The following is a 22341-nucleotide window of genomic DNA, read 5'->3' as shown; positions in this document are numbered from 1 at the left end:
GGTCGGATCGCGCGCAGACGACAGGACCAACTGAAACAACAGGAGAAATCATGGCTGTCGTGACCATGCGCCAGCTCCTCGAGAGCGGCGTCCACTTCGGACACCAGACCCGTCGCTGGAACCCGAAGATGAAGCGATTCATCCTCACGGACCGCAACGGCATCTACATCATCGACCTGCAGCAGTCGCTGGCCTACATCGACCGCAGCTACGCCTTCGTCAAGGAGACCGTGGCCAAGGGCGGGACGATCATGTTCGTCGGCACCAAGAAGCAGGCCCAGGAGGCGATCGCCGAGCAGGCGACCCGCGTCGGCATGCCCTACGTCAACCAGCGCTGGCTGGGCGGCATGCTCACCAACTTCTCGACCGTGCACCAGCGGATCAACCGCCTCAAGGAGCTCGACGAGATCGACTTCGACGACGTCGCCGGCTCCGGTCGCACCAAGAAGGAGCTCCTGCAGATGAAGCGGGAGCGCGACAAGCTCGACAAGACCCTCGGCGGCATCCGCGAGATGTCGCGCGTCCCCTCCGCGGTGTGGATCGTCGACACCAACAAGGAGCACCTGGCGGTCGAGGAGGCGCGCAAGCTGCGCATCCCGATCATCGCGATCCTCGACTCCAACTGCGACCCGGACGACGTCGACTTCCCGATCCCGGGCAACGACGACGCCATCCGCGCGGTCGGCCTGCTGACCCGTGTGATCGCGGACGCCGCCGCCGATGGCCTCATGTCCCGCTCCGGCGCCGGCTCGTCGTCGAGCCCGGCCGCCGAGGAGCCGCTGGCCGAGTGGGAGCGCGAGCTCCTCGAGGGCGACGCGGAGAAGGTCGCCGTCGAGGCCACCGGTGGCGAGCCGACCGAGGACGCGCCCGCGTCCGAGGCGACCGGCGCGTCCACCGAGGCCGCCGACGCTCCGGCCGAGGAGACCCCCGCGGCCGACGCTCCGGCCGAGGCCTGAGCACCTCCACGTCCACCCTTCCGAGAGAACCGAAGAGGATCCATGGCATTCACTGCTGCTGACGTCAAGAAGCTCCGCGAGCTGACCAGCGCCGGCATGATGGACTGCAAGAAGGCGCTCGACGAGACCGACGGCGACTTCGACAAGGCCGTCGAGCTGCTCCGCGTGAAGGGCGCCGCCAAGGCGGCCGCCCGCGGCGCCGAGCGCGAGACCTCGGCGGGCCTCGTGGCCAACGCCGGTGGCGCGCTCATCGAGCTGAAGTCGGAGACCGACTTCGTCGCCAAGAACGACGAGTTCATCAAGGCCGCCCAGCAGATCGCCGAGGCGGTCGACGCGGGCAAGGCCACCGACACCGAGTCGGCCAAGGCGCTGCCGCTGGGCGACAGCACGGTCGGCGAGGTCGTCGAGCGGCTGGCCATCACCATCGGCGAGAAGATCGAGCTCGGCAACGTCGCGTACTTCGACGGCCCCGTCGCGGTCTACCTGCACAAGCGTGCGGCCGACCTCCCGCCGGCCGTCGGCGTCATCGTCGAGTACGAGGGCGACGAGGCCGCCGCGCGCGGCGCCGCCATGCAGGTGGCCGCTCTCAAGGCGCAGTACCTCACCCGGGACGAGGTCCCCGCGGACGTCGTTGCCGCGGAGAAGGACGTGCTGACCAAGAAGACGATCGAGGAGGGCAAGCCGGAGGCTGCCGTCGCCAAGATCGTCGAGGGTCGCCTGGGCGGCTTCTTCAAGGAGCTGGTGCTCCTGGAGCAGGAGTCGGTCTCGGAGTCGAAGAAGACGGTCAAGGCCGTCCTCGACGCCGCGGGCACGACCGTCAAGCGCTTCGCGCGCTTCGAGGTCGGCGCCTGATCGCCTGAGCGCAACCGCCGACGGCCGGTGGTCACCGCGAGGTGGCCACCGGCCGTCGGCTTTTCCCCTGTGCCCTGAGGCCGCAGCGGGTAGGTTGGTCGCGCCCGGCCGTCGTCCGATGCGTCGGGCCTGCGCCCTCGACCGCGGGAGCGCGATCTCGATGTCAGAAGCGGTGTCAGAAGGGGAGCGTCACGTGGGACTCATCCAGGCGGCCATCGGTGCGATCGGCGGCACACTCGCCGACCAGTGGGTCGACTTCTACGGCGTCCCGGACGGCGTGGGCTCGACCGTGGCGGTGTTCCCCGCCGTGGCCAAGGGGCAGAACGCCGGCCGCGGCAGCAACACCGACGGCTCCGACGGCGTCATCACCAACGGCTCGAAGATCGTCGTGCCCGAGGGCTACGGCCTGGTCCTCCTCGAGGACGGCGCCTTCACCGGATTCGCCGCCGAGCCGGGCGCGTACATCTGGAACTCCGACGAGCCGGCCTCGCAGTCGGTGTTCACCGGCGGCGGCCTGGTCGACTCGGTCATCAAGCAGAGCTGGGAGCGGTTCAAGCTCGGCGGCCGTCCGTCGGCGCAGCAGAACGCCGTGTTCGTCACGCTCAAGGAGCTCCCGAACAACAAGTTCGGCACCCAGTCGGAGATCTACTGGGACGATGCCTTCCTCAACACCCAGGTCGGGGCCATCACGCGCGGCACCTACACGCTCAAGATCACTGACCCGTTGACCTTCATCCGCAACTTCGTGCCCGCCGAGGTGATCAGCGGCCGCAGGGCCTTCGACTTCACCGACATCGACAACCCGGCGGGCGAGCAGCTGTTCAACGAGGTCGTGGGCTCCCTCGCGCCCGCGTTCTCGATGTACACCAACGACCCGGCCAAGGGGAACCGGATCGCCAAGCTCCAGCAGGACTCGGTCGGCTTCGCGCAGTCCCTCTCGGCCGCGGTCGAGCAGAACTACCACTGGCGCACGGACCGCGGCCTGGAGATCGTGAAGACGGCGATCATCTCCATCGAGTACGACGCCGCGACCCGCGAGCTGCTCAAGAACGTCCAGCGCGCCGACGCCCTGTCCGGATCGCGCGGCAACTCCAACCTGCAGGCGTCGGTCGCGGCGGGGATCGAGGCCGCGGGGGAGAACGCCGGCCCGGGAGGCCTGGTCGGGATGGGCATGGCCACCGGCGGGATGGGCCTGGGCGGCCTGCAGCAGCCCGCCACGCCCGCACAGCCCGCCACGCCCGCGCAGCCCGCCGCCCCCGCCGCCCCGGCGGAGTCCGCCGCCCCGGCGGCCGAGGACCCCGTGGCGGTGCTCAAGCGCGCCAAGGAGATGCTCGACGCCGGGCTCATCACGCAGGAGGACTACGACGCCGCGAAGGCCAAGGCGCTCGGGCTCTGACATGACGCAGGACCCCCCGGAGCCGCAGCAGCCCCCCTTCGACGGGCCGCCCCTGTCGCTGGAGGAGGAGCTGGCCGCGGCCAAGGCCGAGCCGGAGCCGGGCCCGAGCATCGAGACCGTCAACGAGTCGCTCCGGGACGGCCTCAACCGCTGCCCGAAGTGCGGGTCCACGGACGTCCGGCTGCGCGCCTCGACCGGCATGCTGGTGTGCCTGTTCTGCCGCAACGAGTGGCACGAGGCCCGGGTCGAGGAGGAGTTCGGCCTCGGCGAGGGCATCGACCAGCTCGAGGGCACCGTGGTCGCCAGCGGCGCCGCGGACATCCAGGCCGACGCCGCCGAGGTGCTCACCTTCAAGTGCGAGGCCTGTGGTGCGGAGGTCGTCGTCGACACGGCCCACGCCCTCAACGCCCGGTGCCACTGGTGCCGCCACACGCTCAACGTCAACCGGCAGATCCCCAATGGTGCCGTGCCCGACGCGGTGCTGCCCTTCCGGCTGCGGAAGGAGGAGGCGATCGAGAGCATCCGGGCCTTCGCGTCGAAGCGCCGGCTCTTCGCCCACAAGAGGTTCAAGAAGGAGTTCGTGCCCGAGAACGTCCTCGGCGTGTACCTGCCCTACCTGGTGATCGACGCCCGCGCCGACTCCCAGTACTGGGGTCACGGGGAGGTCGAGACCCGGCGCTGGACCGAGAAGCAGGGCGACAACCGGGTGACCTACTACGCCGCCGACGTCTACCAGGTGGCGCGCCAGGTCAGCTTCACCGTCGACGACCTGACCGTCGAGGGCTCCTCCGAGCGGGCCGCCTTCGGCAGCGAGAACACCAACAACATCGTCAACTCGATCCTGCCGTTCGACACCAAGAACGCCGTGCGGTGGAACGCCAGCTACCTGGTCGGGTTCACCAGCGAGAAGCGGGACCTCAACGTCGAGGCGATGAAGCCGGTCCTCGAGGACCAGCTGCTCTCCATCGGGCGGGCCCAGGTGCGCGGGTCGTTGGGCCGGTTCGACCGCGGCGTGCGCTGGGAGCAGGAGAAGGTCGACGTCGGCGGTTCCCGCTGGGTGTCGATGTACCTCCCGGTGTGGCTGTACTCCTACCGGCAGGAGAGCAACGGGATGCTCCACTACATCGCCGTCAACGCGCGCACGGGCGAGACGATGGGCAGCATCCCGGTGTCGCAGCCGAAGCTGCTGCTGGCTGCGTTCACCGTGGGCACCTTCCTCGAGGGCATCGCGGGCGCGATCCTGGTGGCGATGGCATGACCGCGGGCATGGTGATCCAGCTGGCCTCGGTGCTCGCCCAGGCGAGTGACGACGGTGCGATCTGGCTCCTCGCGGCCGGCCCCGCGGGCGGCATCGCGACGTACTGGGCGGTCTTCCGCTACTACCGCAACACCGACAAGTCCCACCACTTCGAGCGGGACACGATCATCGAGGCACAGCCGGTCCAGGGCGGCGAGGAGCGGGTCCACCACATCGACCGGACCCGCAGTTCCGGGATCGACGGCGCCAACGGCGACGACTTCCGCGTCCGCGTGCAGCGGGTTCGGTGAGGGGGAGCGGACGCGGTACCCTCGGTCCGCCCCATACGAACGACTGGAAGGACCCCGGTGGCCGGCTACAAGCGCGTCCTCCTGAAGCTCTCGGGTGAGGTGTTCGGCGGTGGCAAGGTCGGGGTCGACCCCGATGTCGTCCAGGCGCTCGCGCGGGAGGTGAAGGCCGTCGCCGACGCCGGCGTGCAGATCGCGGTCGTCACCGGCGGGGGCAACTTCTTCCGCGGCGCCGAGCTCCAGCAGCGCGGCATGGACCGGGTGCGTGCCGACTACATGGGCATGCTGGGCATCGTCATGAACTGCCTGGCCCTCCAGGACTTCCTCGAGAAGCAGGGCGTCGAGACGCGCGTCCAGACCGCCATCACGATGGGCCAGGTCGCCGAGCCCTACATCCCGCGCCGCGCCATCCGGCACATGGAGAAGGGCCGCGTGGTCATCTTCGGCGCCGGCATGGGCCTGCCCTACTTCTCCACCGACACCGTCGCGGTCCAGCGCGCGCTGGAGAGCAAGTGCGACGTCGTGCTGGTCGCCAAGAACGGCGTCGACGGCGTCTACAGCGCCGACCCCAACCTCGACCCGCACGCGACGAAGTACGACGAGCTCACCTACGACGAGGCGATCGCCCAGGGCCTGCGGATCATGGACCAGACCGCGTTCGCGCTGTGCGGGGAGAACAAGCTCCCGATGATCGTCTTCGGCATGGAGCCCGAGGGCAACATCCTGCGCGTCGTGCAGGGTGAGAGGATCGGCACGCGGGTCAGCGCGGGCTGAGGTCTCGCCAGATCGGCACAGGCCCGACCAACGGCACGAACGGCTCGACCAGCATCAGACGAAGGAGAACCCGGTGATCAACGACATCCTCGACGAGGCCGACCAGAAGATGGGCAAGTCGGTCGACGCGACCCGCGAGGAGTTCGCGGCGATCCGTGCCGGCCGGGCCCACCCCAGCATGTTCAGCAAGATCCTCGTGGACTACTACGGCACGCCCACCCCGCTGCAGCAGCTGGCGTCGTTCACGGCTCCCGAGGCGCGCATCATCATCGTGTCGCCGTACGACGTGGGCGCGCTCAACAACGTCGAGAAGGCGATCCGCGACTCCGACCTGGGCGTCAACCCGTCCAGCGACGGCAAGCAGCTGCGCTGCGTCTTCCCCGAGCTGACCGAGGAGCGCCGCAAGGAGTTCATCAAGCTCGCCAAGGAGAAGGCGGAGGGCGGCAAGGTCGCCGTGCGCCAGGTGCGCCAGAAGGCCAAGCAGGGACTCGAGCGGCTCGAGAAGGACGGCGAGGTCGGCAAGGACGACGTCACGGGTGCCGAGAAGCGCCTCGACGGGCTGACCAAGAAGCACACCGACGCGATCGACGAGCTGCTCAAGAACAAGGAAGCCGAGCTGCTCGAGGTCTGACCTCGACCCGCTCCCGCACCCGATGTCCTCGACCACTCCGTCGAACCCTGCCCCGAAGAAGGACCACGGCCGCGCCGGCCGCGACCTGAAGGCGGCGGTCGGCTCCGCGGTCGTGCTGCTCAGCGCGATCGCCGCCTCCCTGCTGTTCTGGAAGCCGGCCTTCATGGTGATCGTCGCGATCGCCGTCGTCGTCGCGGTCTGGGAGCTGCGCAAGGGGCTGCTCGCCAAGGACATCGACCTGCCGGAGCAGCCGCTCATGATCGGCGGCGTCGTGATGGTCGTCGTCGCCTACCTGTGGGGCTCCGCCGCGCTGGTCACAGCGACGGCCGTGAGCGCGCTCGTCATCATGCTGTGGCTGCTGCGCCGCGGCGTGGACGGCTACGTCAAGAACGCCACCGCGTCGGTCTTCGCGCTGGTCTACGTGCCCTTCCTCGGCTCGTTCGTGGCGCTCATGCTCGCCGAGGGCGGACGCGGCGGCGGCGGCCTCGACGACCCCGGCGTGAAGGGCATCGTCACCTTCATCCTGGTCACCATCGCCTCCGACATCGGCGGGTACGTCGCCGGGGTGCTCTTCGGCAAGCATCCGATGGCCCCGGTCATCTCGCCCAAGAAGTCCTGGGAGGGCTTCGCCGGCTCGACCCTGGCCACCGTCGGCGCGGGCGTCGCGCTGGTCGTCTACCTGCTCGACGGTGACTGGTGGATCGGGGTCGCACTCGGCCTGATCGCGGTCGTGATGGCCACCCTGGGCGACCTGTGCGAGTCGGTGATGAAGCGCGATCTCGGGATCAAGGACATGAGCCAGGTCATCCCCGGCCACGGCGGCCTGATGGACCGGCTCGACTCCCTGCTCGCCACGATCGCACCGATCTGGCTGCTGCTGCACTACGGCATCTTCACCTGAGCCGACGGCTTCGGCGGCCGGCCGCCACGGCCTCTCCCAGCAGTCCGACGGCCGCGGTGAGCTGCGCGTCGCTCAGGTACGGCGCGGGGCCGAGCCGCAGCCAGGAGCCCCTGCTGTCGGCGTGCACACCACGCTCGGCCAGCGCGGCACGCAGGTGTGCGGCGTACGGCGTGGAGAGGGCCAGGAACCCGCCGAAGCCCTCCGGCGGCGTCTCCCGGTCGCGGGTGACGACGTCCTCGGGCAGGTCGAGGTCGTCGAAGGCGGCCGCGAGCAGCCCGCGCTGGTGCAGCGAGATGGCGCGCAGTCGCGGGGGAGCCAGCCCCTGCTCGGCGAAGAAGTCCATCACCCGCGCGCCGCGGTAGTGGCTGGTGGGATCGTAGGTGGCCCCCGCGAAGGGGTCGCTCTCGTCGGCGAACCAGCCGGTCACGACCGGGCGCAGCGAGGTGGCGTGGGGAGGAAGGCGCAGGAAGCAGTTGCCCTCGCCGAGCTGGAGGTACTTGTAGCCGCCGCCGACGACCCAGGCGTCGTCGAGGCCCTCGGCCCGCAGCGACAGCGGGACGACGCCGAGCTGGTGGTAGGCGTCGACGAGGAGCTCGGCGCCGGACCGCGCGCAGGCCGCGGCGACGGTGTCCAGCCCGGGCACCCGCTGGGCGGTCTCGAACAGCACCGACGACACGATGACGGCCGCGGTGCGGTCGTCCACGGCCGCGGCCAGCCGCGCCCCGAGACTGGTGACCGGCCGCGCCGGGACGTCGACGACCTCGAGACCGGCCTGAGCGAGCCGGTCCAGCTGGCGCCGGGCCGAGTGGAACTCGCCGTCGGTGGTGACGATCCGCGGCCGGGTCCGCAGGTCGAGCGCGGACAGGAAGCGGACGAGCAGCTCGTGGGCGCTGGCGCCCAGGGTGAGCGCGCCGCCGGGGTCGTCCAGGAGCGCGCGGAAGCCGTCGCGGACGCGGTCCGCGCGGACCTGCGCGCGCGCCCACTTCGCGTCCACGGCGAGAGCCGCGTCGTCGTACGCGTCGAGGACGGCGTCGCGGGCGACGTCCGGCCACGCCTGGTGGGCGTGGCCGGTCAGCAGCAGCCGCTCGGAGACCCGGAACCGGGCGTAGTGCTCCGCCAGGCCGACCGGCGGCTCGACACTGTCGGCGCTCACCTCTCGCTCACATCTCGCTGCGGATCGCCCACAGGTCGGGGAAGAGCGCGCGGGTGACGGTGCTCCACAGGTAGCTGGCGCCCGAGGAGCCTCCCGTCCCGGGCTTCGCGCCGATGGTGCGCTCGACCATCTTCACGTGGCGGTAGCGCCACTCCTGCAGGCCCTCGTCGAGGTCCACGAGCCGCTCGGCGACCTGGGCCGCGCCGCCGTCGTCGGCGTACGCCGCCAGGAGCAGCCGCTGCACGTCGGGCGACGGCTCCCAGGGGGTCGTGAGGTCACGCTCGAGCGCGGCGGAGGGGACGTCGTAGCCCTGGGTGGCGAGATAGCGCAGGAAGGAGTCGAACACGGACGGACGCGCCATGGCGGCGGAGATCCGCTCGCGGTCCGGGCTGCCCGCGGGGTAGTGCTCGAAGACCCGCGGGTCGCGCCGGCCCAGGGTCGCCTCGAGCTCGCGGAACTGGGCGGACTGGAAGCCGCTCGACGCGTCGAGCCGCCCGCGGAAGCTGCCGAACTGGCGTGGCGTCATCGTCTCCAGCACGTCGACCTGCGCCACCGCCACCTTGAGGATGGCGAGCACCCGGCCGAGGGTGTGCAGGGCCCGCGGGGTGTCGCCCGCCTCGAGGCGCTGCTGCAGGCCCGCCATCTCATGAAGCATCTGCTTGAACCAGAGCTCGTAGACCTGGTGGATGACGATGAAGAGGAGCTCGTCGTGCTCGTCCGAGCGGGGGTGCTGCGCGGCGAGGACGTCGTCGAGGGCCAGATAGCTGCTGTAGGTCAAGGCGGGGTGCTGCCCGGGGGTCTGCGCGGGGGTCTGCGCGGGGGTCTGCTCGGGGGTCTGCTCGGTCACCGGCCTACTGTCACAGGTCCGCCCGCCCGGGTGCCAGTACGCGGGGCCCCCTCGCCGCGGTCGCCGCCCGCACGGCGCGGTCACCGCGCTGATAGCGGGTCCTCCGGGTCCGGCCGCTACGATCGCCCGGACATGAGTGAGGCAGACGACCGCGTGCGCGGCGACCTGGACGCGCCGGACGACAGGTCCCGGCGCCCCGACTGGTTCCACCGCGGGCACCCGGTGTTCTTCCCGCTCGCCGGCTTCTTCACCGGCATGGTGTCGGTCATCGTGATCCCCGGCCTGTACGCCGCGATCATCAAGTGGGTCGCCGGCTACCAGCGGGTGGAGGAGCTCTTCCCGTTCGTGCTCCTCATGTTCGTGGTCCCGCTCGGTCTCCTGGTGCCGCAGCACACCCGCCGGTTCGGCCGCTACATGCTGCTCGGCATGGTGACCACGGTGGTCGTGGTCGTGGGGGTCGGCGTCGCCGTGGTCTGGTTCCTGCTCAGCAAGGACACCTGACCGTCCGGCCGGGACGGTTCCGACGCGGGATTGGGTCCCGGCGCTCCCGGATGGGAGAATCGTGGGGATGCCCGACCAGCCCACGCAGTCCGACGCGCAGCCGCGCTCGCTTCCCCTCGTCCTCGCGGAGCCGCGAGGACGCAAGAAGCCACCCCGGCACCTCGCGGACCTGACGCCGGCCGAGCGCAAGGACCTGCTGGTCGAGATGGGCCTGCCCGGCTTCCGGGCCAAGCAGGTGGCGACCCACTACTTCTCCCGGCTGGTCGACGACCCGGAGCAGATGACCGACCTCCCGGCCGCGCAGCGCGCCGACCTGGTCGCGGCGCTGCTCCCGGACCTGATGACCCCGCTGCGCACGCTCGAGGCGGACAAGGGCACCACCCGCAAGACGCTGTGGAGGCTCTTCGACGGCGCCCTGGTCGAGTCCGTCCTGATGCGCTATCCCGGGCGCACCACGATGTGCGTCTCGAGCCAGGCCGGATGCGGCATGGCCTGCCCGTTCTGCGCCACCGGCCAGGGCGGCCTCCAGCGCAACATGTCGACCGCCGAGATCGTCGAGCAGGTTCTCGCCGGCGCTCGCGCGCTCGACCGCGACGAGGTGCCCGGCGGACGCGGTCGCGTCAACAACATCGTCTTCATGGGGATGGGCGAGCCGCTCGCCAACTACAAGGCCGTCATCGGGGCGGTACGCCGCCTCACCGAGCCGGCTCCCGACGGCTACGGGATGTCGGCGCGGGGCATCACCGTCTCCACCGTGGGCCTGGTGCCGCGGATCCGGCAGCTCGCCGACGAGGGGATCCCGGTCACCCTCGCGCTCAGCCTGCACGCCCCCGACGACGAGCTGCGCAACGAACTGGTGCCGATCAACACCCGCTTCTCCGTCGCCGAGACGGTCGACGCGGCGCACGGGTATTTCGAGAGGACCGGCCGCCGGGTGTCGATCGAGTACGCCATGATGCGCGGCATCAACGACCAGGCCTGGCGTGCCGACCTGCTCGCCGACGTCCTCAACGAGCGCGGGCACGGGTGGGTGCACGTCAACCTCATCCCGCTCAACCCCACTCCGGGCTCGAAGTGGACGGCCTCGGACCCCGCCGACGAGCGCGAGTTCGTCCGCCGGCTCGAGGCCAAGGGGGTGCCCACCACCGTGCGGGACACCCGCGGCCAGGAGATCGACGGCGCCTGCGGGCAGCTGGCGGCCGCACCCGCCGGCTGACCGTCGCCCCGCGGCTGCCGCAGCCCGGGTCCGGCTCAGGCCTGAGGGTCGGCCACCAGCAGCTCGACGTTGCGGTCGTCGAGGGTCCCGAGCCCGCCGTCGTGGTCGTGCCAGTCGTTGGCCGCGATCTCGCGCGCGAGCCCGGCGAGCCGCTCGGCGCTCTCGATGCCGGCTCCCGCCGACGCCGGGCCCGTGTGGTCGACCATCGTGGTGAAGATCGACAGGGTGCCGTCGCGGTTGTCGGCGATCTCGATGATCCGGGCCTGCTGCGGCCAGTCGATGTGGGAGGCGGTGGTGATCTCCCACAGGCCGCCGCCGCCCGGCCGGGGCCGCGGGGTGACCTTGTTGCGGTGGGTGTGGCCGTTGACCCAGGCGACGACCTGGGGGGCCGCGAGCAGCGCGTCGAGGACCTTGGCGCCGGTCACCCGGGTCTCGAGCGAGCCGCCGGTCGCGACGAGCGGGTTGCCCATCGTGTCGGAGGTGTGGTGGCTGAACACCAGGACGACCTTGTCGGTGGACTGGGCGAGCAGCGCGGTGAGCCAGGCGAACTGCGTCTTGTCGAGCGAGCCGTCGGCGTACCCGTTGGGGTTGACGGTGTCGAGCACGACGAAGCGGAACCGGCCCTGGTCGAAGTGGTAGTACGCCGTGCCCTGCTGCCGGTTGGTGCTCGTGAAGCCGTGGCCGAAGGGCGCTCCGCCGAGCGCGAAGTGCTGCTCGACGATCTGCCGTCGGGTGAGCAGGCGGCGGCCGAGGTCAGGGGTCACCGCCCGGACGCCGGCGTTGGTGACGCCGCTGAGCAGGTGCGTGAGCACGGCCGCGGGGTCGGTGGTGAGGTCCTGGAGGAGCTGGCCCGGGTCGAGGCCGAGCGGCGGGGAGACGATCTTCAGCGCGCCGAGCGCGATCAGGTTGAGCTGGAGGGTCGACGCGGGGAAGTTGCCCTGGGCGAGGCCGTCGTGGTTGCCGAACACCGAGTACCAGGGGATGGTGAGCCCCTCGGCGGTGAACGGCCGGCGCGCCGCGTCGAGCAGGCCGGGGACGACCGGGAAGCCGTACTCCGCGCGCGGGCGGTCGACGGGCTTGCCGAGGGGGTTGCCCTCCGGGTGCCAGTACGCCGGGTCGTAGGTCGCGCGGCTGCTGTCGGCCACGCCCTCCCAGGTGCCGAGGTTGCCCGAGTCGACCCGGATCGGGCCGCCGTTGAGGACGCCGATGTTCCAGCGGATCTCGTTGAGCTGGGAGTTGTCGGAGTTGTCGCCGGTCTGGATCGCGAGCGCGAACGGGGTGCCGGTCACCGGGCCGCTCCCGATCCGGTTGATGGCGCGGACCATCGAGTCGGCGACCTGTCCGGTGAGCATCTCCTGGGGCCGGTACGACGAGGTGAACAGGCCCGTCGACGGCAGCGGGCTGGGGTCGTCGAGGCGGTCGGTCCACTCCAGACGTAGGGGTGACTGGGCGTCGACGATGTGGATGTCGCTGAGCTGGACGAACGAGATCAGGCCCTGCCGACGGGTGGCGCGCCCGGCGTCGCTGAGGACGCCGAGGGCGGTGCGGGCGCGGTGCGGCTCGCCGGCGGCGGTGATCACGGGGCGGTAGCCGTGCGCTCCCGCCGGCCCCTGGACGAAGGTCTGGCCGAGGGTGGCCGGCGCGCCCGACGCGGTCTCGGCGGAGGCGGCGGAGCGCAGCACACCCGGGAGCGTGGTGGCCGCGGCGGCGAGCCCGCCGGCGGCGATGGCGTTGCGGATCAGGTTTCGGCGAGAGATCTCCACGAGTGGGCCAACGACGCGGGGGTGACCCGGGTCACGTCCGGACCTCCGTATGCCTGTCGTTCACGAAGGGGACGCCGGACACTTCCGCAACCGTGCCGGGCCGTTGCCGCGGGCTCCCTAGCGTCGGCACCATGAGTGAGCTCCGCGTCCTGGTGGTGGCCGAGTCCTTCCTCCCGCAGATCAACGGGGTGACCAACTCGGTCCGCCGGGTGCTCGAGCATCTCGCCGTGCAGGGACACCAGGCCGAGCTGGTGGCCCCGACCGGCCCCGACACCTACGCCGGCTTCCGCGTGCATCGTGCCCGCGGCGCCAACCTGCCGTTCTACCCGGACTTCCGGCTGGGACTGGAGACCCGGCGCCGGCTGCGCCAGCGGATGGTCCGGTTCCGACCCGACGTCGTGCACATCGCCTCACCCGCCACGCTGGGCTTCCAGGCGGCTCGTGCCGCGCAGGAGCTGGGCATCCCGACCGTGGCGATCTACCAGACCGACCTGGTCGGCTTCGCCGAGCGGTACGACGTCCCCGGGGGCGTGCGCGCGGCGGCGGGGCTGACCCGGCGCATCCACCAGCACGTGGACCGGACCCTCGCGCCGTCCACCGCCAGCATCGACCAGCTGCGCGCGCTCGGCGTGCCGGAGGTGCATCGCTGGGGGCGCGGGGTCGACCTCGTGGCCTTCCACCCGCGCCATCGGGACGAGACGCTGCGGCGACGGCTGGCTCCGGACGGACGCCTCCTCGTCGGGTACGTCGGGCGCCTCGCCGCGGAGAAGGAGCTCGACCTGCTCCAGCACGTCGCCGACGACCCCCGCTACGCGCTCGTCGTGGTCGGCGGAGGACCGGAGGAGCAGCGGCTGCGCGGCCTGCTCGGCTCCCGTGCCGCCTTCCTCGGGCTGTTGCACGGCGAGGACCTGAGCCGGGCCTATGCGTCCCTCGACGTCTTCGTCCACACCGGCCGCTACGAGACCTACTGCCAGTCGGCGCAGGAGGCGCTGGCCTCCGGTGTGCCGGTGGTCGCGCCGGCCGCGGGCGGACCGGTCGACGTCGTCGCGCACGGCGCGACCGGGCTGCTCTACCGCCCCGGCGACGGCGCGGACCTGGCGGCGGCGGTGGACCGGCTGGTGCGCGACGCCGACCTGCGTGGCCGGATGGCCGCGACCGCGCTGCGTGCGGTGCAGGAGCGGTCGTGGCACGCGACCAACGAGCAGCTCGTCGCGCACTACCGCGCCGTGCTCGGCCGGCGGGTCAGCGCGCGGGCTGCCTGACGAACAGCGCCGCGGCCTCCTCGACGGTGTCGACGAGGTGGACGTGGGCCTCCATCGCCCGGCCGCGGGCCAGTGACCGCAGGAGCGGCCACGCCGGCAGCTCCTCGGTCCAGTAGCGGCGTCCGACGAGCACCATCGGTGCGACGTCGTCCTCGGTCGCGTAGTAGTTCTCGCACGCGTCCTGGAAGATCTCCTGCACGGTGCCCCCGGCGCCCGGGAGGAACACGATCCCGGCGTCGCAGACCAGCAGCAGGATCGCCTCGCGCAGCGCGTTGCGGAAGTACTTCGCGATCGCCGTCGCGAACAGGTTCGGCGGCTCGTGGCCGTAGTGCCAGGTCGGGACGCCCAGGGACGGGCGCGGGTCCGGGACGAGGGCGCGCGCGTGGCGGGCGGCGGCTGCCCAGTCGTCGACCGACGGCCGGAAGGACGGTACGACGGCCAGCCGGCGCAGCGCCTCGGCGAGCGTCTCCGGGGGCGCGTACGCCATCCGCCCGCCGAGATTCGCCGCCTCCATCGCGCCCGGCCCACCCCCGGTCGTCACGACGTGCTCACGCCCGAGCAGGGCGCCGAGGCGCGCGGCGTCGTCGTAGGCCGGGGTGCCGCGGTCCGCGGCGTGCCCGCCCATCACGCCGACCAGGCTGCGTCCCTCGACCCAGGCGCCGAGCGCGGTGTCGACAGCCTGGTCGTGCAGGACCTCGGCCAATGCCTCGGCCGGACCCGAGGTGGCCTGGGCCCAGTGGTAGGCGCGGCTGTCGAGGGTGTCGGCGTACGCAGGGGCGTCGTAGAGCTCGTCGGGCGTGTAGAGCCGCGTGCGCGCGATGTCCAGACCGGCGACGTGGGCGCCGGCGACGAGCCCGGCCCCGGCCTCGAGGGCATGGTCGTCCTCGGTGCGGCAGCGCACGACGACGGCGCGGGTGCGGGGGCTCCTCACGGCCCGGACGCTACCGGAGTCCGGAGGGCGGACAGTCGTTCTGCAATAACTCTACTGACTCACTACAGTTATTCGGACAAGACACCCCCGACAGGAGCCCGCCGATGACCCACCGCCCCGAGACCCTGGCCGTGCACGCCGGCCAGGAGCAGGCCGACCCCGCCACGAACGCACGGGCCGTCCCGATCTACCAGACCACGTCCTATGTCTTCGACGACACCGACCACGCTGCGAAGCTGTTCGCGCTCGCCGAGCCGGGCAACATCTACACCCGGATCATGAACCCGACGCAGTCGGCGTTCGAGGAGCGCGTGGCCCAGCTCGAGGGCGGCGTGGGGGCCCTGGCGGTCGCCTCGGGCTCGGCGGCGATCACCTACGCGGTGCTCAACCTGACCTACGCCGGCGACAACATCGTGGCCATCTCGACGCTCTACGGCGGCACCTACGCCCTCTTCGCGCACACCCTGCCGCAGTACGGGATCGAGGTCCGCTTCGTCGACCCGAACCGGCCCGAGGACCTGGCCCAGCACGTCGACGAGAGGACCAAGCTGGTCTTCGCCGAGACCGTCGGCAACCCGAGGATCAACGTCGTCGACATCCGCGCGTGGGCCGACGCCGCCCACGCGGAGGGCCTGCCGCTGGTCGTCGACAACACCGTGACCACGCCGTACCTGGAGCGGGTCTTCGAGCACGGCGCCGACGTGTCGGTGCACTCCGCGACGAAGTACATCGGCGGGCACGGCACCTCGATCGGCGGCGTGATCGTCGACTCCGGCAACTTCGACTGGGCCGCGCACACCGAGCGGTTCCCGGGCCTCACCACCCCGGACGGCGCCTACCACGGCGTGGTCTGGACCGAGGCGGTCGGCAACCTGGCCTACATCATCCGGGCCCGCACGGTGCTGCTGCGCAACACCGGGGCCGCGATCGCTCCGCTCAACTCCTTCCTGTTCCTGCAGGGCCTGGAGACCCTGCACCTGCGCCTGGAGCGGCACAGCGAGAACGCGCTGGCGGTCGCGCGATATCTCCAGGGCCACGACGCGGTCGCCTGGGTGAGCTATCCGGGGCTGGAGAGCGACCCGTCGCACGCGCTGGCCAACCGGCTCTTCACCGGCAAGGGCTACGGCGGGCTGGTCTCGTTCGGGCTGAAGTCCGGGCGCGACGGCGGCCGCCGGTTCATCGAGGCCCTCGAGCTGTTCAGCCACCTGGTCAACATCGGCGACGCCAAGTCGCTGGCCGTGCACAACGCGACCACGACGCACTCGCAGCTCACGCCCGAGGAGCTCGAGGCGGCCGGCGTGCCCGAGGACCTGGTCCGGCTCTCGGTGGGCATCGAGAACGTCGACGACATCATCGCCGACCTCGAGCAGGCCCTGATCGCGGCCAAGTGAGCCTCGCCGGTCCCGCCACGGCCGGATCGGTCGGGCTCGTCCGCACCCGGCGGGCCGTGCTCACGCAGCACGGCCCGCTGGTGCTGGCCTCCGGTGCGGAGCTGTCCCACGTCGAGGTCGCCTACGAGACCTACGGCGCGCTCGCGCCCGCCCGCGACAACGCGGTGTTCGTGTGCCACGCCCTCACCGGCGACGCCCACGCCGCCGGCTGGCACCCCGGCGCGCGCCGGCCGGGGTGGTGGGACAACCTGGTCGGTCCCGGCAAGGCGGTCGACACCGACCGCTTCTTCGTGGTCTGCGCGAACCTGCTCGGCGGCTGCTCCGGCACGACCGGCCCGTCGTCGACCGACCCGCGGACCGGGCGGGCCTACGGACCGGACTTCCCGACCCTCGAGGTCGCCGACCTCGTCGCGGCCCACCGCGCCCTGCTCGACCGGCTCGGCATCGAGCGGCTGCACGCGGCCGTCGGCGGCTCGCTCGGCGGCATGCAGGTGCTGGAGTGGGCGCTCCAGGAGCCCGACCGGATCGACCGCGCCGTCGTCGTCGCCGCGAGCTCGCGGCTCACGACCGAGAACATCGCGTTCTCCGCGGTGGCCCGCGCCGCGATCCTCGAGGACCCCGACTTCCACGGCGGCCGGTACGCCGAGCACGGCGTCACGCCCCGCCACGGGCTCAAGGTCGCCCGGATGATGGCCCACATCACCTATGTCTCGGGGACGTCGCTCGACGCGAAGTTCGGGCACGTCCGGGACACGACCGGCACCGACAAGCGGCTGGAGGCCGACTTCGCGGTCGAGCACTACCTCCAGCACCAGGGCGAGAGCTTCCTCCAGCGCTTCGACGCGCTGTCCTATCTCCACCTGACCCGGCCGATGGACTACTTCGACCCGTTCGGCGCCCACCCGGACGTCGTACCGTCCACCCGCTTCGGGCTGGTGTCCTTCGACTCCGACTGGCGCTTCCCCACGGCCCACTCGCTGCGGATCCGCGACCACCTGCGCGCCCGCGGCGCGCAGGTGGACCACGTCGAGCTCGCGTCCCCGTGGGGACACGACTCCTTCCTGCTCGAGCCGCCCGGCTACCACGACCGGGTGCGCGCGCTCCTCGGGTGAGCGGCGCGGCCCGCCCTCAGAACGCCTGGGCCATCAGCTCCCCGAACAGGTCCTGCGGATCGACCTCCAGTCCGCGCCGCGCGAACCACGTGCACACGTTGGTGCAGTCGCGCAGCAGGAAGTCGAACCCCTGGACGTTGCCGACAAGGTCGACCAGCTGGGGCAGGTCGATGACGACCAGCCGCTCGCCGGCCGCCAGGATGTTGTACGGCGACAGGTCGCCGTGCACCAGCCCGGAACGCACGAGCGTCCCCATGGCCTCGCGCAGCTGGTCGTAGTAGGACGCGAGCAGCGCGGGCTCGGGCCGGGTCTGCGCCAGCCGGGGAGCGGTCTGCGGCCCGTCCGGACCGTCGACGGTGATCCACTCCATGAGGATCTCCGTGCCGTCGATCTGGACCGGATAGGGGACCGGCAGCCCGAGCGACCAGCAGCGGTTGAGCGCCGTCCACTCCGAGGCCGCCCACTCGCCGGCGGCGACCTCGCGGCCGAAGGTGCTCTTGCGCTTGATCGCCCGCTCGTCGCGGGAGCGCTTCATGCTGCGCCCCTCGGTGTAGGCGGCGGAGCGGTGGAAGGTGCGGTGCTCGGGGGAGCGGTAGCGCTTCGCGGCCATCACGACGCTCTGCTCGGGGTCGTGCGGGTCGGTGCGGTCGAGCAGGAAGACGTCGGCCTCCTTGCCGGTCTTCAGGATGCCGAGCTCGGTGTCGACCGCCCCCTGGGACGTGACGACCCAGTCGGGGCGCGGCTCGGGGCCGCGGGACAGTGGCTCGACGTCGAGCCAGGTGGACCAGCGCTGGCCGTCGTCGAGGTCGTCGTAGGCGGTGTACTCGAAGACGAAGCGGGGGTCGAGGTCGGTGGTGCTGTCGCTGAGGTCAGCGGTGGAGAGGTTCTCCTGGGACACGGTGGTTCCTCGGGGTCGAGAGGGTGCGGACTGAGGGCAGGCCGACGACAACGATCGACATGTCACGCTCCTCTCGACGGGCCCGCGGGCGCGCGGACGGGACGGGTCCAGCCTGCCGGGCGACGAAGCGGCTCCGCAACGCATTTACGGCGGCGTACATTGACCCGGTGCGCCGTCTCGTGGTCCTCCTCGCCCTGCTCCTGTGCCTGCCCGTGCTCGCGACGACCTCAGGGCTGCCCGCCGCGCGCGCCGACCGGTCCGACGCGGGCTCCGCGCTGGGGCCGGACCCGTACTGGCCCAAGGACGGCAACGGGGGCACGGACGCCCTGCACTACCGGATCAAGGTGCGCTACGACTTCGCCTCCGGACGGCTCACCGGCCGCACCGCCGTCACGATGGCCGCGAGCTCCGACCTGACCAGCTTCTCCCTCGACCTGTTGCTGCCCGCGACCTCGGTGCGGGTCGACGGGCGCCGAGCGAGGTTCCGCAAGGCGGGCCGTCACGAGCTGCGCGTGCGCCCGAAGGCCCCGATCGCCGCGGGGACGCGGTTCACCGTGGTCGTCAGGTACGCCGGCCGCCCCGCGTCCTACGGCTACGCCGGCGAGCGCAACTGGCTGGCGAGCCGCTCCGAGGTCGTCGCCATGAACCAGCCCCACATGGCGCCGTGGTGGTTCCCGTCCAACGACCACCCCAGCGACAAGGCGACCTTCGACGTCCGGGTCACCGTGCCCAAGGACCGGAAGGCGGTGAGCAACGGGGTCCGGGTCGGGCGCACCGTCAAGCGCGGCCTCGCCACCACCCACTGGCGGATGAGCGACCCGATGGCGACCTACCTGGCCTTCTTCGCCGCGGGCCGCTACGCCGTCGACACCGGCACCAGCGCGGCGGGCATCCCGTTCTACAACGCGGTCTCGAAGGGCATCGAGCCCCGGCAGCGTCGGCAGGTGCGCGCGATGCTGGCGCGCTCCGGCGCGATCACCGACTGGCTCCAGGGCCGGCTGGGTCCCTACCCCTTCGCCACGACCGGGGGACTCGTCACCGGCCTCGACGTGGGCTTCGCGCTGGAGAACCAGTCGCGGCCGACGTACGGACGGTGGATCTATCCCGGCGTGATGGTCCACGAGCTCGCCCACCAGTGGTTCGGCGACAGCGTCGCGGTCCGGCGTTGGCGCGACATCTGGCTCAACGAGGGCTTCGCGACCTACATGGAGGCCGACTACGCCGCGGCGCACGGTGGGGAGAGCGTGGACGCCTTCCTCGCGCGGATGTGGGCGCGCAACTGCCGCACGCCCAGCTCTGCGTTCTGGCGGCTCGACCTCTCGAACCCCGGTCGCGACAGCATCTTCGACGGCGCGGTCTACGACCGCGGAGCCATGGTGCTCGCCGCGCTGCGCAAGCGCATCGGCCCGGTCGACTTCGACGCCCTCCTGCGGCGGTGGGTCGCCGACCACCACGACGGCAACGCCACCGTGGAGCAGTTCGAGGCGCTCGCCGCGACCGTGTCGGGGGAGAGCCTCGGCGGGTTCTTCGGCGCCTGGCTGCGCGGGGGGACGATGCCGGCGGCCACGCAGGACAACGGGCTCGACGGGGTCACCTGTCCCTGAGCCGGGCGCGCCTCCCCGGCGACCCCCGGTGGCTTTGGTACCAATGTGGGGATCTGTGCCTCGAGGGGCACGCGCCGCACACGGATGGAGACGCCCGCACATGGACACCAAGAAGCTGGTCGCGCTCGTGGTGGTCGTGTTCCTCGGGTTCTGGATGTTCACCGACCCGGCCGGCCTCGCCGACACCTCCAAGTCGGCGGCGACCAACGGGTGGGACCTGACGACCCAGGCGTTCGACGGGGTCATCGACTTCGTCGGCGCGATGGACTGACCCGCGGACGCTGCCGGTCGCCATGTCCTTCGTCTCCGGCGTCGTCACCCGGCTCGGTGACCCGAGGATCGGCAAGCACCTCCTTCGCGAGGAGGGCGAGGTGGTCGTCGACGAGGTGACCCACCACTGGTTCGCCTACGTCCGCCCCGCGCTGGAGACCACGCTCGCGCTGGTCCTCCTGGTAGCAAGCTGGGTCGTCTCGGTGCACGTCGCCTGGCTGCTCATCGTGGTCGCCGTCGTCCTCTTGGTGCGGTCGGCCTGGATGGCGCTCGGGGTCCTCCGGGACCGCTTCGTCATCACGAACATGCGCGTCTTCCGCGTGCACGGAGTGCTCTCGCAGAGCCTGGCGACCATGCCCCTGAGCCGGATCCTCGACATCTCCGTGAAGAAGCCGCTGCACGGCCGGCTGCTCGGCTTCGGGCACTTCTGCTTCGAGTCGGCCGCCCAGGAACAGGGTCTGCGCGACATCCGCTACGTGGGGCGGCCCGACGAGCGAGACCTCGCCATCCAGCGCGTCGTCCAGCGGTCCGGCCTGCGCGGTCCCCGCGTCCCCAACTGAGCCTCGCGGGCCGCGGCTTCGTAGGATTGCGTCCATGACGCAGCAGCCGTTCTCCCGTCCCGGTGCGATCGACCTGTCCGCGCTGAAGCGCACGCCCCCGCCCGCCGCTGGCGGTGGCGCGTCGGGGTCCGCGGGGGGCGGCTCCGGCACCGGCGGTGGCTCGACCTCGGCGTACTCCGTCGCCGTGGACGAGGCGAACTTCCAGGCCGTGCTCGAGGCGTCGATGACCGCACCGGTGGTGCTGGTCTTCGCGTCGCCTTCGCAGTCCCCGGAGAGCGCCCAGCTCGCCCGCGACGTCGCGACGGTCGCCGACGAGTACGACGGCCGCTTCCTCGCCGCGACGATCGACGTGGACGCCGTCCCGCAGATCGCGCAGGCGATGCAGATCCCGCAGGTGCCGCTCATGCTGGTGCTCCTCGACGGGCGCCCGGCCACCCAGCCGATCCCCGGCGCCGCGCCGATCGACGACATCCGCGCACTGTTCAACCAGCTCGCCCAGCAGCTGACCGCGCAGGGCATCACGGGCCGGCACCAGCCCAACTCCTTCGGCGCCGCCGGCGGGGCCGAGGTCGCGGAGGGCGAGGAGCCCGAGGTCGACCCCCGCTATGCGCCGGCCCAGGACGCGCTCGCCGCGGGCGACATCGACCGGGCGGTCGCCGAGTACCAGAAGCTGGTCGACGGCAACCCCGCCGACCACGAGGCCGCCGCCGGCCTCGCGATGGCCAAGGTCCTCCAGCGCACCCAGGGCGTCGACCTCAACGCGGCGCGCGCCGCGGCCGCCGCGAACCCGGACGACGTGGACGCGCAGACCATGGTCGCCGACCTCGACATGCTCGGCGGCCACGTCGAGGACGCCTTCGCGCGCCTGGTCGAGCTGGTCCGTCGTACCTCGGGCAAGGAGCGGGACCGCGCGCGGGAGCACCTCATCGGCCTGTTCGGCGCCGTCGGCAACGACGACCCTCGGGTACTCAAGGGCCGGCAGGCCCTGGCGTCGGCGCTCTTCTGAGCGCGGGTCCGACTCCGGTGGTCGGCATGGGCTTCGGGCGCGGTGCCGGCTTCCTGCTCCGCGGCCTGCGGCTGTGGCGGGACCGGCCGCGGCTGATGCTCCTCGGCATCCTGCCCGCGCTCCTCGTCGCCGTCGCGGTCGCAGCGCTGCTCGTCGCCCTCCTGCTGTACGCCGACGACCTGATCGGCTGGGCGACGCCGTTCGCGGACGACTGGAACGACGCCGTGCGCGGACTGCTCCGCGGGGCGCTCTACCTCCTGGTGCTCGTGGGCGGCGCCATGCTCGCGGTCGTCACCTTCACCGGGCTGACGCTCGCCGTCGGCGACCCCTTCTACGAGAAGATCTGGAAGGAGGTCGAGCTCTCCCTCGGCGGGGACGTCCCCGACCACGGCGTCGGCTGGCTGCGCGGCGCGCTGGACGGCATCGTGCTGGTGCTGTTCGGCATGCTCACCGCGCTCGGCGTGTTCGCCGTCGGCCTGCTGCCCGTGGTCGGCTCCGTCGTGGGCGCGGTCCTCGGTCTGGTCGTCGCCGGCCGGCTGCTGGCCGGTGAGCTGGTCTCCCGCCCGCTCGAGGCCCGCGGGATGGACCGCGCGGCCCGTGCCGCCCTGATGCGCCGCCACCGCGGTGCCATGCTCGGCTTCGGCGTGTGCGTCCAGGCCTGCTTCCTGGTCCCCCTCGGCGGGATCCTGGTGATGCCCGCCGCCGTGGCCGGGGCGACGTACCTGGCTCGCGAGGCGCTGGAGTCCGCACCCCGCTGACTGCGGGACCGGGA

The 22341-nt window shown here is 71.9% G+C and carries 23 protein-coding genes; 18 read left to right on the top strand and 5 right to left on the bottom strand.

The window, feature by feature from the left end:
- The first annotated feature begins 50 nt into the window (after window positions 1-50).
- The 8 genes from rpsB to ACJ5H2_RS14495 all read left to right on the top strand — a co-directional run bounded on the left by rpsB (window position 51) and on the right by ACJ5H2_RS14495 (window position 7055).
- Window positions 51-956 (top strand): 30S ribosomal protein S2, encoded by a 906-nt coding sequence (rpsB, locus tag ACJ5H2_RS14530; RefSeq protein WP_408896124.1) that lies wholly within the window; start codon window positions 51-53, stop codon window positions 954-956.
- Between the two features lie 42 nt (window positions 957-998).
- Window positions 999-1808, top strand: a complete 810-nt coding sequence (tsf, locus tag ACJ5H2_RS14525; RefSeq protein ID WP_408896123.1) for a translation elongation factor Ts — start codon at window positions 999-1001, stop codon at window positions 1806-1808.
- A gap of 193 nt (window positions 1809-2001) precedes the next feature.
- Window positions 2002-3204, top strand: coding sequence for an SHOCT domain-containing protein (locus ACJ5H2_RS14520; protein ID WP_408896122.1), 1203 nt, complete (start codon window positions 2002-2004; stop codon window positions 3202-3204).
- A 1-nt stretch (window position 3205) separates the two neighbouring features.
- Window positions 3206-4462: a TFIIB-type zinc ribbon-containing protein gene (locus ACJ5H2_RS14515; RefSeq protein WP_408896121.1), complete on the top strand. Its 1257-nt coding sequence runs from the start codon at window positions 3206-3208 to the stop codon at window positions 4460-4462.
- Window positions 4459-4752, top strand: coding sequence for a hypothetical protein (locus tag ACJ5H2_RS14510; RefSeq protein WP_408896120.1), 294 nt, complete (start codon window positions 4459-4461; stop codon window positions 4750-4752). The genes ACJ5H2_RS14515 and ACJ5H2_RS14510 overlap by 4 nt, the downstream gene beginning before the upstream one ends.
- 57 nt (window positions 4753-4809) lie before the next feature.
- Window positions 4810-5523, top strand: coding sequence for a UMP kinase (gene pyrH / locus ACJ5H2_RS14505; RefSeq protein WP_408896118.1), 714 nt, complete (start codon window positions 4810-4812; stop codon window positions 5521-5523).
- A gap of 76 nt (window positions 5524-5599) precedes the next feature.
- Entirely contained in the window at window positions 5600-6154 is a 555-nt protein-coding gene (gene frr, locus ACJ5H2_RS14500; RefSeq protein WP_408899639.1) for a ribosome recycling factor, read from the top strand.
- A gap of 22 nt (window positions 6155-6176) precedes the next feature.
- Window positions 6177-7055 carry a phosphatidate cytidylyltransferase gene (locus ACJ5H2_RS14495; protein WP_408896117.1) on the top strand — a complete coding sequence of 293 codons (879 nt, stop codon included), beginning with the start codon at window positions 6177-6179 and terminating at the stop codon, window positions 7053-7055.
- Here the strand turns inward: ACJ5H2_RS14495 and ACJ5H2_RS14490 are convergent.
- Together ACJ5H2_RS14490 and ACJ5H2_RS14485 are read right to left on the bottom strand one after the other, a co-directional pair.
- Window positions 7048-8208, bottom strand: coding sequence for a hypothetical protein (locus ACJ5H2_RS14490; RefSeq protein WP_408896116.1), 1161 nt, complete (start codon window positions 8206-8208; stop codon window positions 7048-7050). The genes ACJ5H2_RS14495 and ACJ5H2_RS14490 overlap by 8 nt on opposite strands.
- 7 nt (window positions 8209-8215) lie before the next feature.
- Window positions 8216-9055, bottom strand: coding sequence for a tryptophan 2,3-dioxygenase (locus tag ACJ5H2_RS14485; RefSeq protein WP_408896115.1), 840 nt, complete (start codon window positions 9053-9055; stop codon window positions 8216-8218).
- Between the two features lie 132 nt (window positions 9056-9187).
- On the opposite strand from ACJ5H2_RS14485, the gene ACJ5H2_RS14480 reads away from it, so the two are divergent.
- Window positions 9188-9556: a hypothetical protein gene (locus ACJ5H2_RS14480; RefSeq protein WP_408896114.1), complete on the top strand. Its 369-nt coding sequence runs from the start codon at window positions 9188-9190 to the stop codon at window positions 9554-9556.
- Between the two features lie 67 nt (window positions 9557-9623).
- Window positions 9624-10772: a 23S rRNA (adenine(2503)-C(2))-methyltransferase RlmN gene (gene rlmN / locus ACJ5H2_RS14475; RefSeq protein ID WP_408896113.1), complete on the top strand. Its 1149-nt coding sequence runs from the start codon at window positions 9624-9626 to the stop codon at window positions 10770-10772.
- Window positions 10773-10807: 35 nt separating this feature from the next.
- On the opposite strand, the gene ACJ5H2_RS14470 is transcribed toward rlmN, so the two are convergent.
- Window positions 10808-12535: a TIGR03767 family metallophosphoesterase gene (locus ACJ5H2_RS14470; RefSeq protein ID WP_408896112.1), complete on the bottom strand. Its 1728-nt coding sequence runs from the start codon at window positions 12533-12535 to the stop codon at window positions 10808-10810.
- Window positions 12536-12666: 131 nt separating this feature from the next.
- Between ACJ5H2_RS14470 and ACJ5H2_RS14465 the strand changes: the two genes are divergently transcribed.
- Window positions 12667-13797 carry a glycosyltransferase family 4 protein gene (locus ACJ5H2_RS14465; protein WP_408896111.1) on the top strand — a complete coding sequence of 377 codons (1131 nt, stop codon included), beginning with the start codon at window positions 12667-12669 and terminating at the stop codon, window positions 13795-13797.
- Here the strand turns inward: ACJ5H2_RS14465 and ACJ5H2_RS14460 are convergent.
- Window positions 13778-14728 (bottom strand): LOG family protein, encoded by a 951-nt coding sequence (locus ACJ5H2_RS14460; protein WP_408896110.1) that lies wholly within the window; start codon window positions 14726-14728, stop codon window positions 13778-13780. The genes ACJ5H2_RS14465 and ACJ5H2_RS14460 overlap by 20 nt on opposite strands.
- 104 nt (window positions 14729-14832) lie before the next feature.
- On the opposite strand from ACJ5H2_RS14460, the gene ACJ5H2_RS14455 reads away from it, so the two are divergent.
- Together ACJ5H2_RS14455 and ACJ5H2_RS14450 are read left to right on the top strand one after the other, a co-directional pair.
- Window positions 14833-16119, top strand: coding sequence for an O-acetylhomoserine aminocarboxypropyltransferase/cysteine synthase family protein (locus ACJ5H2_RS14455; RefSeq protein WP_408896109.1), 1287 nt, complete (start codon window positions 14833-14835; stop codon window positions 16117-16119).
- On the top strand, window positions 16116-17231 hold the full coding sequence (locus tag ACJ5H2_RS14450) for a homoserine O-acetyltransferase (RefSeq protein ID WP_408896108.1): 1116 nt from the start codon (window positions 16116-16118) through the stop codon (window positions 17229-17231). Before ACJ5H2_RS14455 ends, ACJ5H2_RS14450 begins: the two co-directional genes overlap by 4 nt.
- 16 nt (window positions 17232-17247) lie before the next feature.
- Here the strand turns inward: ACJ5H2_RS14450 and ACJ5H2_RS14445 are convergent, their stop codons facing one another.
- Window positions 17248-18129: a serine protein kinase RIO gene (locus tag ACJ5H2_RS14445; RefSeq protein WP_408896107.1), complete on the bottom strand. Its 882-nt coding sequence runs from the start codon at window positions 18127-18129 to the stop codon at window positions 17248-17250.
- 167 nt (window positions 18130-18296) lie between these two features.
- Between ACJ5H2_RS14445 and ACJ5H2_RS14440 the strand changes: the two genes are divergently transcribed.
- The 5 genes from ACJ5H2_RS14440 (at window position 18297) to ACJ5H2_RS14420 (ending at window position 22327) form a co-directional block, all read left to right on the top strand.
- Window positions 18297-19733: a M1 family metallopeptidase gene (locus tag ACJ5H2_RS14440; RefSeq protein ID WP_408896106.1), complete on the top strand. Its 1437-nt coding sequence runs from the start codon at window positions 18297-18299 to the stop codon at window positions 19731-19733.
- Between the two features lie 100 nt (window positions 19734-19833).
- Complete coding sequence (locus ACJ5H2_RS14435; protein ID WP_408896105.1) at window positions 19834-20004, top strand: hypothetical protein; 171 nt, start codon at window positions 19834-19836, stop codon at window positions 20002-20004.
- Between the two features lie 22 nt (window positions 20005-20026).
- A complete protein-coding gene (locus tag ACJ5H2_RS14430; protein ID WP_408896104.1) occupies window positions 20027-20563 on the top strand; it encodes a PH domain-containing protein in 537 nt (178 codons plus the stop codon).
- Between the two features lie 34 nt (window positions 20564-20597).
- Window positions 20598-21569, top strand: a complete 972-nt coding sequence (locus ACJ5H2_RS14425; RefSeq protein WP_408896103.1) for a co-chaperone YbbN — start codon at window positions 20598-20600, stop codon at window positions 21567-21569.
- A gap of 26 nt (window positions 21570-21595) precedes the next feature.
- Window positions 21596-22327: an EI24 domain-containing protein gene (locus ACJ5H2_RS14420; RefSeq protein WP_408896102.1), complete on the top strand. Its 732-nt coding sequence runs from the start codon at window positions 21596-21598 to the stop codon at window positions 22325-22327.
- Window positions 22328-22341: the final 14 nt, after the last annotated feature.

The organism is Nocardioides pymetrozini (genome assembly GCF_046058985.1).
In the GTDB taxonomy this organism is placed as follows: Bacteria; Actinomycetota; Actinomycetes; order Propionibacteriales; family Nocardioidaceae; genus Nocardioides.
This window is presented reverse-complemented; position numbering and strand designations above follow the sequence as displayed.